The sequence below is a fragment of the Umezawaea sp. NPDC059074 genome, assembly GCF_042738955.1.
GTDB lineage: Bacteria > Actinomycetota > Actinomycetes > Mycobacteriales > Pseudonocardiaceae > Umezawaea.
The window spans coordinates 3946-19363 of sequence record NZ_JBHYHC010000060.1; the positions used below are offsets into that span (position 1 = coordinate 3946).

General features: G+C 71.7%; 14 protein-coding genes. 5 read left to right on the forward strand and 9 right to left on the reverse strand.

Going from position 1 to position 15418, the window contains the following annotated elements; translation table 11 throughout:
* Positions 1–23: 23 nt before the first annotated feature.
* The 7 genes from ACFWW9_RS25560 to ACFWW9_RS25590 form a co-directional block, all read right to left on the reverse strand.
* Complete coding sequence (locus ACFWW9_RS25560) at positions 24–1526, reverse strand: amino acid permease (RefSeq protein WP_390382854.1); 1503 nt, start codon at positions 1524–1526, stop codon at positions 24–26.
* Between the two features lie 79 nt (positions 1527–1605).
* Complete coding sequence (locus ACFWW9_RS25565) at positions 1606–2529, reverse strand: cation diffusion facilitator family transporter (RefSeq protein WP_390382857.1); 924 nt, start codon at positions 2527–2529, stop codon at positions 1606–1608.
* A 63-nt stretch (positions 2530–2592) separates the two neighbouring features.
* A complete protein-coding gene (gene manA, locus ACFWW9_RS25570; protein ID WP_390382859.1) occupies positions 2593–3810 on the reverse strand; it encodes a mannose-6-phosphate isomerase, class I in 1218 nt (405 codons plus the stop codon).
* Positions 3811–3830: 20 nt separating this feature from the next.
* Positions 3831–4907: an SIS domain-containing protein gene (locus ACFWW9_RS25575; RefSeq protein ID WP_390382862.1), complete on the reverse strand. Its 1077-nt coding sequence runs from the start codon at positions 4905–4907 to the stop codon at positions 3831–3833.
* 6 nt (positions 4908–4913) lie between these two features.
* On the reverse strand, positions 4914–5129 hold the full coding sequence (locus ACFWW9_RS25580; RefSeq protein WP_390382865.1) for a Trm112 family protein: 216 nt from the start codon (positions 5127–5129) through the stop codon (positions 4914–4916).
* A gap of 16 nt (positions 5130–5145) precedes the next feature.
* Positions 5146–6498, reverse strand: coding sequence for a phosphomannomutase/phosphoglucomutase (locus ACFWW9_RS25585; protein WP_390382868.1), 1353 nt, complete (start codon positions 6496–6498; stop codon positions 5146–5148).
* 86 nt (positions 6499–6584) lie between these two features.
* Positions 6585–6956 carry a DUF3499 domain-containing protein gene (locus ACFWW9_RS25590; protein ID WP_390382871.1) on the reverse strand — a complete coding sequence of 124 codons (372 nt, stop codon included), beginning with the start codon at positions 6954–6956 and terminating at the stop codon, positions 6585–6587.
* 131 nt (positions 6957–7087) lie between these two features.
* On the opposite strand from ACFWW9_RS25590, the gene ACFWW9_RS25595 reads away from it, so the two are divergent.
* Positions 7088–7558, forward strand: a complete 471-nt coding sequence (locus tag ACFWW9_RS25595) for a metallopeptidase family protein (protein WP_390382874.1) — start codon at positions 7088–7090, stop codon at positions 7556–7558.
* On the opposite strand, the gene ACFWW9_RS25600 is transcribed toward ACFWW9_RS25595, so the two are convergent.
* A complete protein-coding gene (locus tag ACFWW9_RS25600) occupies positions 7542–10892 on the reverse strand; it encodes a glycosyltransferase family 2 protein (RefSeq protein ID WP_390382877.1) in 3351 nt (1116 codons plus the stop codon). The two genes, ACFWW9_RS25595 and ACFWW9_RS25600, sit on opposite strands and share 17 nt — an antisense overlap.
* Before the next feature lie 75 nt (positions 10893–10967).
* On the reverse strand, positions 10968–11279 hold the full coding sequence (locus ACFWW9_RS25605; RefSeq protein WP_390382880.1) for a WhiB family transcriptional regulator: 312 nt from the start codon (positions 11277–11279) through the stop codon (positions 10968–10970).
* Positions 11280–11538: 259 nt separating this feature from the next.
* Between ACFWW9_RS25605 and ACFWW9_RS25610 the strand changes: the two genes are divergently transcribed.
* Genes ACFWW9_RS25610 through ACFWW9_RS25625 form a run of 4 tightly spaced genes read left to right on the forward strand, consistent with a single transcriptional unit; the run spans position 11539 to position 15173 of the window.
* Positions 11539–12294 (forward strand): site-2 protease family protein, encoded by a 756-nt coding sequence (locus tag ACFWW9_RS25610; protein WP_390382883.1) that lies wholly within the window; start codon positions 11539–11541, stop codon positions 12292–12294.
* Between the two features lie 50 nt (positions 12295–12344).
* A complete protein-coding gene (gene cofD / locus ACFWW9_RS25615) occupies positions 12345–13313 on the forward strand; it encodes a 2-phospho-L-lactate transferase (RefSeq protein ID WP_390382886.1) in 969 nt (322 codons plus the stop codon).
* Positions 13306–14634 carry a coenzyme F420-0:L-glutamate ligase gene (locus ACFWW9_RS25620; protein WP_390382889.1) on the forward strand — a complete coding sequence of 443 codons (1329 nt, stop codon included), beginning with the start codon at positions 13306–13308 and terminating at the stop codon, positions 14632–14634. The genes cofD and ACFWW9_RS25620 overlap by 8 nt, the downstream gene beginning before the upstream one ends.
* Positions 14631–15173, forward strand: a complete 543-nt coding sequence (locus ACFWW9_RS25625) for an NUDIX hydrolase (protein WP_390382892.1) — start codon at positions 14631–14633, stop codon at positions 15171–15173. The genes ACFWW9_RS25620 and ACFWW9_RS25625 overlap by 4 nt, the downstream gene beginning before the upstream one ends.
* The last annotated feature ends 245 nt before the right edge of the window (positions 15174–15418 follow it).

Here is a 15418-nt window from a genome sequence, read left to right on the forward strand (position 1 = left end):
GTGGAGGCCGACCACCGGGGGGATCAGGGGAGCTTCTCCTTGTCCCGCAACGCGAGCACGGAGTGACCGCGGCCGTAGGCGAAGTACACGACCACGCCCGCCACCATCCAGATCAGGAACCGGACCCAGGTCAACGCGGTCAGGTTCAGCATCAGCCACAGGCAGGCCAGGATCGCGAGGACCGGCACCAGCGGCACGAGCGGGGTGCGGAAGCCGCGCGGGAGGTCCGGTCGGGTCCTGCGCAGGATCAGCACACCCGCCGAGACGAGCATGAACGCGAACAGCGTGCCGACGTTGACCATCTCGGCCAACTTGCCCGCCGGGAAGAACCCGGCGGCGAGCGCGATCAGCGTGCCGACCAGGATCGTCACCCTGGTGGGGGTGCCGTGCCTACCGGTCTTCGCGAGGCCCCTGGGCAGCAGGCCGTCGCGGGACATGGCGAACAGCACGCGGGTCTGGCCCAGCATCAGCACCATGACGACCGTGGTGAGACCGGCGAGCGCCCCGACAGCGATCACGTTGGCCGCCCAGTCGACGCCCAGGTTCGCGAACGCCGTCGCGAGGTTCGCGGGCGTGCCGTCGGCGGAGGTCTTGAGGTCCGTGTACGGGACCATGCCGGTGATGACCAGCGCCACGGCCACGTACAGCACCGTCACGATGACGAGCGAGCCGATGATGCCGCGCGGCAGGTCGCGCTGCGGGTTGCGGGTCTCCTCGGCGGCGGTGGCGACGACGTCGAAGCCGATGAAGGCGAAGAACACCAGCGACGCGGCGGCGAGCATCCCGTACACGCCGAAGGTGCTGCCCTCCTGGCCGGTGATCAGCGAGAGCAGCGACTGCTCCAACCCGCTGGAGCCGACGCCCGTGCCGCCGGTCGCGGCGGGCGGGATGTACGGCGAGTAGTTCGACGCCTTGATGTAGCCGATGCCGACCACGATCACCAGCAGCACCACGAGCACCTTGATCGCGGTGATCACCTGGCTGACCCGAGACGACAGCTTGGTGCCCAGCACCAGCAGCGTGGTCAGGGCGACGACCAGCAGCACCGCGCCCCAGTCGAAGTCGACCGACCCGAGCGAGACGGTGGTCTTGCTGTCCAGGCCGACCTGCGCCAGCACGATCTGGAGGTAGGACGACCAGCCCTTCGCCACGGCCGCCGAGCCGACCGCGAACTCCAGCACCAGGTCCCAGCCGATGATCCACGCCACCAGTTCGCCGAACGTGGCGTAGGAGAACGTGTACGCGCTGCCCGCCACCGGGACGGTCGACGCGAACTCGGCGTAGCAGAGGGCGGCCAGCCCGCAGGCGACGGCGGCCAGCACGAACGACAGCGAGACCGACGGCCCCGCCAGGTCGCCCGCGGTCTGCGCGGCGACGGTGAAGATGCCCGCACCGATGACCACGGCGACGCCGAACACCATCAGGTCCCAGGACGTGAGGTCCTTGCGGAGCTTGGTGTCCGGCTCGTCGGTGTCCTCGATGGACTGCTCGATGGACTTGGTGCGCCACAGCCCGTTCCCCGGCACGGCGGTCCTCCTCTGGCAGGGTGAAGTACGACCTTCCACCCTAGGGGTCCGCGCGTGCCGGGGCGCGTCGGCGAACGGGTCAGGCCTTCTTCGCCAGGCTGCGGTCCAGGTCCGGCTCGAGGTAGATCAGCCGGGCGGCCGGGATCTTGTTGCGCACGCGCAACTCCGCGTCGTTGATCGCCTCGGCGGTCTCGGCGACGGACAGGCCGGGGTTGAGGGCGATCTTGGCGGCCACCAGCAGCTCGTCGGGGCCGATGTACTGGGTGCGGATGTGGATGACGCTTTCCACCTTGCCCTTGGCCAGTTCGGCCTCCAGCACGTCCAGCTCGGCGGGCGACGCGCCCTCGCCGATCAGCAGGCTCTTCATCTCGACGATCAGGATGATCGCGATCACGCCCAGCAGGACGCCGATGGAGATCGTGCCGATCGCGTCCCACACCGGGTCGCCGGTCAGGGTCGCGAGCCCGACGCCGATCAGCGCGAGCACCAGGCCGACGAGCGCGCCCGCGTCCTCCAGCAGCACGACGGGCAGCTCCGGCACCTTCGACTGGCGGATGAAGCCCCACCAGGTCGCGTCGCCCTTGATCTCCTTCGACTCCTTGATCGCGGTCATGAAGCTGTAGCTCTCCAGACCGATCGCGACCACGAGGATGATCACCGCGACGATCGGCGACGACAGCGGCTCCGGGGACTCCAGCTTGTGGATGCCCTCGTAGAGCGCGAACACCGAGCCGAGCGTGAACAGCATCAGCGCGACGACGAACGAGTAGAAGTACCGGTCACGCCCGAAGCCGAACGGGTGGTTCCGCGTCGCCGCCCGCTGCGACGTCTTCTGGCCCAGCAGGAGAAGCCCCTGGTTGGACGTGTCCGCCAGCGAGTGCACGGACTCCGCGAGCATCGATGACGACCCCGTCACCAAGAAGCCCACGAACTTGGCTGCGGCGATTCCCGCGTTGGCCAACAACGCGGCGATGATCGCTTTGCTTCCGCCCCCAGCTGACACGTGAGCTCCCTGATGAGGTCGAAGTCCGATTTGTCGAGCCGAACCCTAACCTCCGCGACGGGCTCAGGCCCCGGCGGTGGCCCGGAACAGCAGCGCGGGTTCGTCGCCGGTCGAGCGGACGACCACCTCGGGGTCGTGCGCGGCCAGCCACATGGACTGCCCCCTGGCCAGGTCGACCTCGCCGCCGCGGCCGTCCTCGACGCGCACGGAGCCGTGGACGCAGAGCAGGATCTGCGGGCCGTCGTCGTCGACGCGGACCTCGGCGGACGGGGCCAGGTCGATCCGGGACAGCTCGAACTCGGTCGACGGCGTGCGGTAGACGGCCAAGCCGGGGACGACCTCCTCGCCGCGGTGCACGGGCATGTCGCCGCAGGTGAAGTCCAGCACGCGCAGCAGCTCGGGCACGTCGACGTGCTTCGGGGTGAGGCCGCAGCGCAGGACGTTGTCCGAGTTCGCCAGGATCTCGATGCCGGTGCCGTGCAGGTACGCGTGCAGGTTGCCCGCGGGCAGGTGGACGGCCTCGCCGGGCTGGAGCACGAGCCGGTTGAGCAGCAGCGCGGCCAGCACGCCCGCGTCGCCGGGGTAGGCCTCGCCCAGCTCCAGGACGGTCCGGCACTCCAGGTCGAACTCGCCGTGCTCCTTGACGTGCAGCACGCACGCGTCGAGCACCTGCGGCAGCAGCCCGTCCAGCGAGGTCTGCGGGAGCGTGATCAACGTGGTGAACAGCGCCCGCAGACCTTGCGCGTCCGGCTGGGCCGCGAGCAGCTCGGCGTACGGGGCGAAGTCCGGCGCGTCGAGCGACCGCAGCAGCGCGGCCGTGCGGTGCGGGTCGCGGAAGCCCGCCAGCGCGTGGAACTCCGTCAGCGCGCAGATCAGCTCCGGCTTCGGCGACGGGTCCTTGTAGTTGCGGGTCGGCGCGTCCATCGGGACGCCCGCGCGCTCCTCGGCGGCGAAGCCCGACGCGGCCTGCTCGGCCGACGGGTGGGCCTGGAGGCTCAGCGCCTCCTCGGCGGCGAGCACCTTCATCAGGAACGGCAGCCTGCCGCCCCACCGGGTCGCGAACTCGGCGCCGAGCTGGCCCTTAGGGTCCTCGGCCAGCAGCTCCAGCAGCGACCGCTCCGACCCGTCCGCGCCGACGACGCGGGACGGGTCGCCGGGGTGCGCGCCCATCCACAGCTCGGCCTCGGGGTGCGGTGCCGGGACGGCCTTGCCGAGCAGCTCGGAGATGGCGGTGCGCGAGCCCCACGCGTACGGCCGGATCGCGTTGTGCAGCAGTTCCACGGTCTTCTCCCTCGTCGGCGTCAGACCGCCGGTGCGTACAGCCCCGGTCCGCCCAGCGTTCCCGCGGCGAGGCCCAGGTAGAGCGCGGCCAGCTCGAACCGCAGTGCGAGCAGCGCGGCGCAGACGGCGTCACCGCCGGTCACTTCCTCCGCCGGTTCGAGCACGTCGGCCCCCGGCAACGTCTCCTGCGCGGCACGACGGGCGATCTCGGCGAGCTGCCCCTGCCGCACGGCGAGCAGCAGCACCCTCACCTGACCGGTCGGCTCGTCGTCCGGGTCCGCGAACAGGTCCTCGGCCGACGTCGACCGGACGGCCCTGCGGTGCAGGACCGACTTGGTGAGCGCCTGGGGGTACCCGGCCACGTCGCTGACCACACCCGCGTAGCACGCGAGCATCGCGGCCCCGTGCGCCGCGACCGCCGTCGCCGGGTGGTCGAGACCCCACAGCAGCGGGGTCCGGTCGGCGATCCGCAGCGCCAGCGACTTCGCCGGGTTCACGAACGACTCGTGCATCGGGTGGTCGCGCTCGGCCTCGCGGTCCAGCTCGTCGGCGATCAGGCCGACGTCCGTCTTGAGCAGGCCCATCGCGTTCAGCGCGACCAGCCAGCCGCCGAACGCCCGCGCGAACCCGAAGCCCTGCGGCACGGGCACCCTCGGCGGGATCAGCAGCGCGTGGCCCGCGGCCGACGCGGCGACGGGACCTTCCGGCTCGGCCGTCAACAGCACGCGGGCCCCTCGACGGCCCGCGCGGTAGATCGACTCGGCCAGCACGTGGTCGCCGGGGTCCTCGGTGTGCGCCAGCACCACGTCCAGCGCGCCGACCCACGGCGGCAGCTCGTCCGCCACGACCACCGGCACCGGGCAGGCCGGTCCCAGCAGCGCGGAGCTGAGCTTCGCGACCGACGTCCCCACGCCGGGTCGGGTCAGCAGGACGAGCGCGCGCGGCCGTTCCTCGAACGTCCTCGCCACGCCCAGTTCGGCCGCGACCTCGGCGGTCGCGCGCACCTGGGCCCCCGCGTGGGCGGCGGCGCGGAGCCACCCGCCCGTGTCGTTCTCACCGATGCGGGTGGAGTCGTCCAGCAAGCTGTCGTCGAACACGCCAGGTCACCCGGCCGTCGGGTCCTGGTCGGCGTCCAGCCGCACGGCCTCGTCGAGCAGCAGCACCGGGATGCCGTCGGTCACGGGGTACGAGCGGTGGCACACCGAGCACGTGAGGAAATCAGCCGTCGGGTCGGCCGGAGCGCCGACCAGGAGGGCGCCGTGCTCGGGGCACGGGCAGGCCAGGATCTCCAGCAGCTGGGCGTCGAGTTGCACTGCCATTGGTCGTTCCCTTTCGTCAGCCGCGCACGATCGCGAGGACTTCGTCCCGCAATGCGGCGACCGCGTCGGAGTCGGCGGCTTCCACGTTCAGGCGGAGCAGCGGTTCGGTGTTGGAGGCCCGCAGGTTGAACCACGAACCGTCGGGCAGGTCGACGGTGAGACCGTCGAGCTCATCGAAGGTGACGCCGTCCCGTGCCCCGAAGGTTGCCTTGACGGCGGAAACCCGGTCGGCCTGGTCGGCGACGGTCGAGTTGACCTCGCCGGACGCCGAGTACCGCTCGTAGACGCCCGTCAGCTCGGACAGCGGCCCGGACTGCTCGCCCAGCGCGGCCAGCACGTGCAGCGCGGCCAGCATGCCGGTGTCGGCGTTCCAGAACTGCCGGAAGTAGTAGTGCGCGGAGTGCTCGCCGCCGAAGATCGCGCCCGTGGACGCCATCTCGGCCTTGATGAACGAGTGGCCCACGCGGGTGCGGACCGGCTTGCCGCCGTGCTCGGCGACGATCTCCGGGACGGCCTTCGAGGTGATCAGGTTGTGGATCACCGTGCCGCCGGGGTCCTTGGCCAGCTCGCGCACCGCGACCAGCGCCGTGATCGCGCTCGGCGACACCGGCTCGCCGCGCTCGTCGATCACGAAGCAGCGGTCCGCGTCGCCGTCGAAGGCCACGCCCGCGTCGGCCCCGACCTCGACGACCTTGGCCTGGAGGTCGACCAGGTTCTTCGGGTCGAGCGGGTTGGCCTCGTGGTTCGGGAAGTTGCCGTCCAGCTCGAAGTACATCGGCACGATCTCGATCGGCAGGCCCTTGAACACCTCGGGCACGGTGTAGCCGCCCATGCCGTTGCCCGCGTCCACGACGACCTTCAGCGGACGGCTGGTCGACAGGTCGACCAGTTCCAGCAGGTACGCGGCGTAGTCGGCGAGCAGGTCGCGTTCGGAGCGGGTGCCGGGCGTGACGCCCTCGGCGTCCGGGACACCGCGCTCGGCGTCCTCGCGGACCCGCGCCAACCCGGTGTCCTGGCCGACCGGCGACGCGCCCGCGCGGCACAGCTTGATGCCGTTGTACTTCGCCGGGTTGTGGCTGGCGGTGAACATCGCGCCGGGCAGGTCGAGCTTGCCGGAGGCGAAGTAGAGCATGTCCGTGCTGGCCAGGCCGATGCTGACCACGTCGACGCCCTGCGCCGTCACGCCGTCCGCGAAGGCGCTGGACAGCTCGGGCGACGAGTCGCGCATGTCGTGGCCGATGACGACCGCCGGACCGCCCACCAGCCGCGCGAACGCGGCGCCCAGGTCGCGGACGACGGCGGCGTCGAGCTGTTCGCCCACCACACCACGGACGTCATAGGCCTTGACGACGCCGGACAGATCGCGCACGCGGACACTCCTCGGCTGGGCTTTCACGGCTGCGGCAGCTCTTGACACCGCCCGGCCGGAAGCCTACCGGTGACCCGACCGGCGACTCAGTCCTCGTTCGGGTCAGGCAGAACCCGCAGGTGACCCCGCCGTATGTTCCCGGTCTGGAGATCCCGCTGGAGATCGCGCACCTCGAGGGGCCGATCCGCCCTGCCCGCCTCGCGCACCGCCTCCGCCAACGCCGTCAGGTCGTCCACGGTCGGCTCAGGAGCCGCGAACTCACCCTGGTACCTCACGACTTCCCACCCGCGGGGGGCGGTGAGCCTCAACGCGTGCTCCTCGCACAGGTCGTAGCTGTGCGGTTCGGAGTACGTGGCGAGGGGACCGACGACAGCGGTGGAGTCCGCATAGGCATAGGTGAGCGTGGCGACTGCCGGGTTAGCGCACCCGGTTCGCGAGCACCGTCTCACGCTCCGCACGGCGGGGACGATAGCGCGTCCGACGGGAGTCGTGTCGGAGGCACGCTGGTTTTGCCGTGAGACAGCTCTCGTTCACGTATCCGCAGGGTGTGTTCGAGTCCCTCCCGAGCAGGACAACTAGGCTTGCGGGTGTGGTGACTGCTCGGGGTTCGTGGCGACAGGGTTCTCCGCGGCGACGCAACCGCGACCGGCACGGTCGAGGGCTGCGCGGGCCGCTGTACCCCGCGACGCTGCCCGCCGCCCGGAGCCGGGCGGAGCGGTTCGACGCGCTGGTGCTGGAGGCGTTGGAGCCGATCGAGGCGCGGTGGCGGACGGAGCTGACGCAGCTCGACGTCGCGGTGGACGACGTGCCGGACGTGCAGCCGACCGACAGCGAGGACGGCGGGGTCGTCGAGGACGGCAACGTGCCCCTCGCCCGGTTGATGCCCGCGGCCTCGGACAAGTCCGGCGGGCCGACCCGTGCGCGGATCGTGCTGTACCGGCGGCCGCTGGAGGCGCGCGCCAAGGACGGGGCCGACCTGTCCGACCTGGTGCACGACGTGCTGGTCGAGCAGGTCGCCAACTACCTCGGGCTGGACCCGGACGTCATCGACGGGGAGTAGCCGCCCGCGACGGGATGGCCGTCAGCAGGGTGAACAGGGCCGCCGCGCCCTGGAGCAGCAGCATCAGCTCGCGCACGGAGCCCGACGCCTCGATCCGCACCTCGCTGGCCGCGGTCGGCACCGAGACGCCGACCTGGTGGCCCCAGACGCGCGACACCGGGGCCGGGCGGCCGTCGACGGTGGCCCGCCAGCCGGGCTCGTCCTCCGCGGCCAGCACCAGCACCCGTCCCGCGGGCCCTTCCGAGACGCGCATGGCCGCCGACGGCGGTCCGGACTCGACCGGCGCGATGCCGGGCACCCCCAGCTCGGTCGGGGGGTTGCCGCCGGAGCGGGCGCGACCGGCGAGTTCCGGCGAGAGCAGCACGGCGTTGCCCGCGGCGAGCTGGAGCCGGAGCACCGGGCGGCCGTCGGAGGTAGGGGGCGAGTCGGCGACCAGGTCGCCGACGGACGCGCGCAGCTTGTCGGCCGCCGGGTCGTCCGGCAGCACGACGAAGCCGATGCCCGCCGTCGCCGCCTGGGCCAGCGCGAGCCGGGCGGCGTCCGGAGCGCCCTCGGTCAGGTCGCGGGTCCAGCGGGTCAGCCGGGCGGGCGTGGACGAGGTCGGCACGAGGTCGTCGTCGCCGAACGCCGGGGTCCGGCCCGCCACCTGGCGGGTGCGGTCGCCGTTCGCGCCGAGGACCAGCACGCCACGACCGGTGCGCGGCAGCTCCTGCGCCACGGTCGACGGCAGGTGGCCCGCCCCGGTCCGCAGCGGGCCGTCGCGCAGGCCGAGCAGGCCGGACGCGGCGAGGCCGACGACGGCCAGGACGCCGACCACGGACACCAGGTGCCGCACGCGAGCGCTTGCGGGCGGTCCGTCGCGCCTGCACGCGGCCAGGACGACCCACAGCAGGCCCCAGCCGAGCAGCACGAGCGGAGCGCCGGTCCAACCGTACTGGGCCGGGCCGCCGGTCAGCGGGGACATCGGCACGGCGAGCAGCGCCGCCCCGGCGAGGACGCCGAGCACGACCACGCCGAGACCGGGCAGCATCGCCCGGTTCGGCCGGAGCGCGAGCCCGCCGAGCGCGGCCAGCAGCACCAGCGCGCCCACGAACGGCAGCGCGCCCGGCCCACCGGGCCGCAGGGCGACCAGGTCGAGCACACCGGCCGCGGGGGTGGCCAGCACCGCCCCGGTGCCGTGCAGGACGACCACGGGGTGCTGGAGGACCACGGCGGGCCACGGCAGCAGCAGCGCCATCGGCAGCAGGACGACGGCGAACAGGCCCGCGACCCGGCGGCGGCCCTCCCCCGGCTGACCGGGCACGACCACGAAGCCGATCAAGGAGCCGACGATCACCAGCAGGTGCACGAGCGGCGAGAACGCGCCGAGCACGGCCGTGGCGAACGCCGTCCCGGACACCACCGGCAGCCACGACCGGCCGCCCGCGCCGCGCAGCACGCCGAGCACGCCGGTGAAGACCAGCGGCGCGAGGACGTGGACCACGACGACGTCGAGCCGCCCCTGGCTGACCGCGGAGGTGGCGGCGGGCAGCAGCCCGTACGCGGCGGCGACCACCGCGCGCACCGGGCGGCGGACCCGCGTGTGCCTGCTGGCGACGTACGCGGCCAGCGCGGCGAGCGGGGTGTCGAACAGCAGGAGCAGCGCGACGACGGCGGACGGGCCGCCGAGCACCGAGCCGAACAGGCCGAGCACGGCGAGCGAGGCGGGGGCCGGGGCGGTCGTGCCGCCGCCGACCGGGTGCCACGCGGCGAGGTAGCCCGACCACGTCTCGCCGAGCCCCTCGACGGGCAGCAACCGGCCGCCGGACAGGTCCAGTCCGAGCCTGCCCGCGTTCGCGACCAGCGCGAACAGGGTCAGGCCGAGCACGAGCAGCAGCGGGGGGCCGACCAGCAACGACCGCAGCACGCGGGCCCGGTCGACCTCGACGAACACCAGTTCCGGCTCGCGGACGCCGTCCCTCGGCACCGGTGACGGGCGGGGTTTGGGGCTCGGCCGCAGCGCGGGTGCGAGCGCCGCCGCCTCGGTGATGACCGGCACGACGGTCGCGGGCCTGCGCAGGCCGCCGGTCGCCCGTGCCGGATGGCCCCGGCCGAGCACGCCGGCGGGCAGGGCGTCCGGGCCGACGACCCGCCGCCTGCCGTCCTTTTCGGACGGTGGCGGCCGCCAGCCGCTCGGCCTGCCCTCGTCCTCGGGCAGCCTGCCGAGCGCCGCGTCCGCCTCGACGCGGCGGCGGATCAGGTACGAGGTGGCCGACCGGACGGCGTTGCGGAACCTGGTCGTGCGGCTGGTCAGCAGCCCGCGCACCGAGCCGGAGCCGCCGCGACGGGACCGGCGGGCGGCGAGCAGCCCGGCGCGGCCGCCCAGGACGTAGCCCAGCGCGCCGAGTTCGCCGCGCGCGTCGGTCAGCCTGCGCAGCAGCACGAACCCGATCGCGCGCAGCACCTGGAGGACCGCGAGCCTCGGCAGGCCGAGCAGGAACGAGGGGGCGGAGGTGTTCGCCAGGAACGTGCGGAGGCCGTGCGCGCGGTCCACGCCGCGCAGCAACGGCCCTGGTCGCGCCGCGACCGCGTCCAGGCGTCGCAGGCCGCGAGCGGCGGCGCGGACGTGCCGGGTGCGGGCCACGGGGACGCACAGCACGGTGTGGCCGGCGCGGTTGACGCGCCAGCCGAAGTCGACGTCGTCGCGGAGCAGCGGCATCCGCCGGTCGTAGCCGCCCAGTTCGTGCCAGACCGACCGCTTGACCAGCGACCCGGCGGAGGACACGGCGAGCGCCTCGGTGCTCTGCTCGAACCGGGACGACCCGCCGGAGGTGAAGCGGCTCCAGTCGGGTTCGGTCGGGCCGAGGCCGGTCTGCCGGTGGCCGGAGGCGTCGGTCGAGACGCCCGCCTCGACGACGAGCCGGGGATCGGCCCAGTCCAGGGCCAGCGGGCCGAGCACGGCGGCGCCCGGCGACAGTTCGGCGGCGGTCAGCAGCGCCGACAGGCAGTCCGGTTCGGGCGCGCTGTCGTCGTGGAGCAGCCACACCCACTTGCCGGGGTCGCCCCAGCGCTGCACGCCGTGGTCCACGGCCGCGTGCACGGCGGCGGCGAACCCGGTGCCCCTCGGCATGCCCAGCACGCCGTCGAGGATCCGGTCCGGACCGTCGGCCGCTTCCGCGAGCATCTTCGCGGTGCGGTCGGTGGACCCCGTGTCCACCGCGATGATGTGACGAGGCCTCGGTTCTTGGCGGCGCAACGCCGACAGCGCGGTACCGAGCCACTGGTCCCCGTCGTGGCAGACCAGCACGGCCAACACCGGCGCGGTCCGAAGCCGCGGAGTGGTACTGCTCACCAAGTGCCCACTCCCGTGCCGCTCGCCGCCTTACCTGTCCGTTGAGCATTCCTCACGACAGGCCGGTTCGGCGAGCTTTCACACGGCGCGCTTCTTGAGCTTCCTCCGCTCGCGTTCGGACAGGCCGCCCCAGATGCCGAAGCGCTCATCGTGCGCCAAGGCGTACTCCAGGCATTCCGAACGCACCTCGCAGCCAAGGCAGATGCGCTTGGCCTCACGGGTGGATCCGCCCTTCTCAGGGAAGAACGCCTCCGGGTCGGTCTGCGCGCACAGGGCGCGCTCCTGCCAGTCCTGCTCGTCAGTCGGGTCGTACAACTCGGTCAGCACGCCCAGCTCCTGCGCTGAGCCCTCCAACCGGTCCACGACACGATCCCCGTCGATTTCCTGCATACCGTCCGCCTCCTCGCCTTCCGCTCTCCCCGGTTGGCGGACACCACTCGCCGTCCCCACAACGACGAATGACACCGATGTGATTACACCTGCGTCACAGCAGGGGGTCAAGCCGAGTCCACAGGACGGGGGATATTCCCGCGAATGGCCCCAAAACCCTTGACTAGCAGCACAGACGGTGATTGGTCCCCTGCCCGCAGCGATGCCCGCAGCTCCAACGGCCTAGAGGGCACTCCACGGGACAGGCCACACTGATGGGGTGAAGCGATCAGCTGTGCGACCCAGTCCACTGTTCCTGGGTCTGTTGGCGGTCACGGCAGCGGGGGCCGTGCTCACCACCTTCGGCGAAGAAACCGGGGCCCTCGCCGTCACCGGAACCGTCCTGTTCGTGCTCGGCGGATGGGCGGTTTCCTTGTGCCTGCACGAGTTCGGGCACGCCGCCGTCGCCTACCGAGGCGGAGACTACTCGGTGCGGGAGAAGGGATATCTGACCCTCGACATCCGCCGCTACACCGATCCAGTGCTGAGCATCGTGCTACCGCTGGTGCTACTGGCGTTCGGCGGAATCCCTCTTCCGGGTGGCGCGGTGTGGATCAACCACCACTCCCTGCGGTCGAAGGGGGTCGAGTCGATGGTCTCCCTGGCGGGTCCGCTGAGCAACCTCGTGCTCGGTGCGCTTCTCGCCGGATCGGTGGCCATTTTCAACCCGTCCGTGGCACTCGCGGCCGCCCTCTCGTACCTCGCGTACCTCCAGATCATCGCGTTCGTCCTCAACATCCTGCCGATCCCCGGCCTCGACGGGTGGGGCATCTGGGAGCCGTACCTGCCCTACAAGGCGCAGCGGTTCGGCGCGCAGGTGCGCCCGTGGGCGCCGCTGGCGCTGTTCGCCGCGCTGTTCGCGTTCCCGGCGTTCGCGTCGGTCTTCTTCGACATCGGCGGGGCGGCCTACGGCCTCATCGGCGGGGAGCGGGCGCTCGCCAGCTTCGGGCAGTACAACTTCCTCTTCTGGCGCTAGTTCGGCGCTGGCGGAACCTGGAGTTTCACCTCGTGGGAGGATCGCGACCCGTGAAGGTCGTCGTTTTGGTGGGTGGCGTTGGCGGTGCCCGGTTCCTGGTCGGCCTGAAGGCCCTCCTGGGGTCCGGGCAGGGGCACGAGGTCGTCGCGGTGGTGAACACCGGTGACGACGTGTGGATGCACGGGTTGAGGATCACGCCCGACCTGGACACCTGCATGTACACGCTCGGCGGTGGGATCGACACCGAGCGCGGGTGGGGTCGCGAGAACGAGTCGTGGACCGTCAAGGAGGAGCTGGCCGCCTACGGCGCCGAGCCCACCTGGTTCGGGCTGGGCGACCGCGACATGGCGACGCACCTGGTGCGCACGCGGATGCTGCGGGCGGGGTACCCCCTCTCCGCGGTCGTCGAGGCGCTGTGCGTCCGCTGGGAGCCGGGGGTGACCCTCCTGCCGATGTCGGACGACCGGGTCGAGACGCACGTCGTCGTCGAGCAGGACGGCGAGCAGAAGGCGATCCACTTCCAGGAGTGGTGGGTGCGGCACCACGCGTCGCTGCCCGCCCAGTCGTTCGCCTCGGTCGGGGTCGACCAGGCCACGGCCGGGCCGGGGGTGCTGGAGGCCATCGCGTCGGCCGACGCGGTGCTGATCGCCCCGTCGAACCCCGTGGTGAGCGTCGGGCCGATCCTGGCCGTGCCGGGGGTGCGGGACGCGCTGCGCAAGACGGAGGCGAGCGTGGTCGGGCTGTCGCCGATCATCGGCGGGAAGCCGCTCCGCGGGATGGCCGACGCCTGCCTGACGGCGATCGGCGTGGAGACGAGCGCCGAAGCCGTTGGCCGGTACCTCGGGTCGCGGCAGTGCTCCGACGAAGGGGTGCTCGACGGGTGGCTCGTGCACACGGGTGACACGGCCGACGTGGAAGGTGTCGCCGTGCGGTCGGTGCCGCTGTTGATGTCCGATGTGGACGCTACCGCGGCGATGGCGGCGGCCGCGTTGGACCTGGCGGGGGTTTCCGTTGACTGACCACTCCGCGTCTGCCGGGATCGAGGTGCTGCCGGTTCCTGGGCTGCCCGAGTTCCGGCCTGGGGACGATCTGGGGGCGGCTGTCGCGGCTGCTGCGCCTTGGTTGCGCGATGGTGATGTCGTCGTTGTTACCAGCAAGATCATGTCTAAAGTGGAGGGTCGGTTGATCGCCGTGCCCTCGGATCCCGAGGAGCGGGACGCGGTTCGGCGGGAGTGGGTGCTGGCCGAGTCGGTGCGGGTGCTGGCTCGGAAGTCGCGGACGTTGATCACGCAGAACCGGTTGGGGATCGTGCAGGCGGCGTCGGGGGTGGACGCGTCGAACGTGGCCGGGGATGAGATCGCGTTGCTGCCCGTGGATCCGGATGGGTCGGCGGCTGCTTTGCGGGCGGATTTGGCTGCTCGGTTGGGGGTTACTGTCGGGGTTGTCGTTACGGACACGATGGGGCGGGCGTGGCGGGTTGGGCAGACGGATGCGGCCATCGGGTCGGCTGGGTTGGCCGTGGTGCATCGGTATCGGGGGCAGGTCGATTCGCAGGGGAACGAGCTTGTCGTTACCGAGGTCGCTGTTGCTGATGAGATCGCGGCGGCTGCGGATTTGGTGAAGGGGAAGCTCGGGGGGATGCCGGTCGCTGTCCTGCGTGGACTGTCCATTGAGGATGACGGGTCTACGGCGCGGGAGTTGACTCGGCCGATCGAGGAGGATCTGTTCCGGCTGGGGACGTCTGAGGCGATCGAGCAGGGGCGGGCTGAGGCTGTGCTCGTTCGGCGGTCGGTGCGGGAGTTCAGTGGGGAGCCGGTTGATCCGGCGGTGTTGCGGTGGGCGGTGGGAGCTGCCTTGACCGCGCCCGCTCCGCATCACACTCGGCCGGTGCGGTTCGTGCACGTGTCCGGGCGGCGGGTCGCTTTGTTGGAGGCGATGCGGGAGCAGTGGGAAGCGGATCTGCGGGCCGACGGGTGGGATGAGGATCGGATCGCTCGGCGGGTGAAGCGGGGGGATCTGCTGCACGGGGCTACCGAGATCGTGCTGCCGTTCCTGGTTCGGGAAGGGGCGCACGACTATCCGGATTCGCGGCGGGCTGCGGCCGAGGTGACGATGTTCACGGTGGCCGGTGGGGCCGCTGTGCAGGGGTTGCTGGTGGCGTTGGCCGGGGTCGGGTTGGCGTCCTGCTGGGTGTCGTCGACGATTTTCTGCGCGGATGTGGTGCGGGCGGTGTTGGGGCTGCCGGAGTCTTGGGAGCCGTTGGGGGCGGTGGCCGTTGGTCATCCGCTGGAGCCGTTGACGCCGCGTGCGCCAGTCGATGAAGGGTTTGTGGAGCTGTGACGCTGCACGCTGATGCCGTGGCGACATTGGAGGGGTGGAAGCCGGTCGGGCGGGAGCAGGAGGCGCTTCGGCAGGCTTATCTCGGGTTCCTGGCGGCACGGGAGGACGCTTGTGCGCGGTCCTGTGCGGCCGGGCACATCACGGCGTCCGCGCTGGTGCTGGATGGGACTGGGGAGCAGACGCTGTTGACGTTGCATCCTCGGGTGGGGCGGTGGTTGCAGTTGGGTGGGCACTGCGAGCCGTCGGATGAGACGTTGGTGGGGGCGGCGCTTCGGGAGGCCGTGGAGGAGTCGGGGATTCGGGGGTTGCGGATCGAGCCGCAGCCGATTCACCTGGACGTGCATCCGATTACTTGTTCGTTGGGGGTGCCTACTCGGCACTTCGACGTGCGGTTCCTGGTTCGGGCTCCGGTGGGGGCTCAGCCGGTGCGGTCTGCGGAGTCGGTGGACTTGCAGTGGTGGCCGTTGGAGTCGTTGCCGGGGAATGTTGACGATCTGATTCCGATGATTGATGCGGCGTTGACTCGTCTGCATGGGTGACCTGGGGTTTTGAGGTGGCTGCACCCCGATCGCGCCATTATTTCGATGCTTTTCCGTCTTTGTCAAGGCTGGAAAGACGCCTTGACAAAGACGGAAAAGCACGAAGGGCGCTGAGGATCGAGGTGCGGCCAGGGGTCTGGGTGCCGCCCAGGTTGAGTGCTTCCGCTTGGGGATGTTGTGGGGGCTTGGTGCGTGCTTCCGTTTGGAGTGCGGGGCGCTTGGTGCGTGCTTCCACTTGGGGTGCT

Bases quoted from the DNA above. Each gene is read 5' to 3' on its own strand.
- ACFWW9_RS25605 (WP_390382880.1), bottom strand. From the start codon at position 11,279: ATGCAGGAAATCGACGGGGATCGTGTCGTGGACCGGTTGGAGGGCTCA.
- ACFWW9_RS25580 (WP_390382865.1), bottom strand. From the start codon at position 5,129: ATGGCAGTGCAACTCGACGCCCAGCTGCTGGAGATCCTGGCCTGCCCG.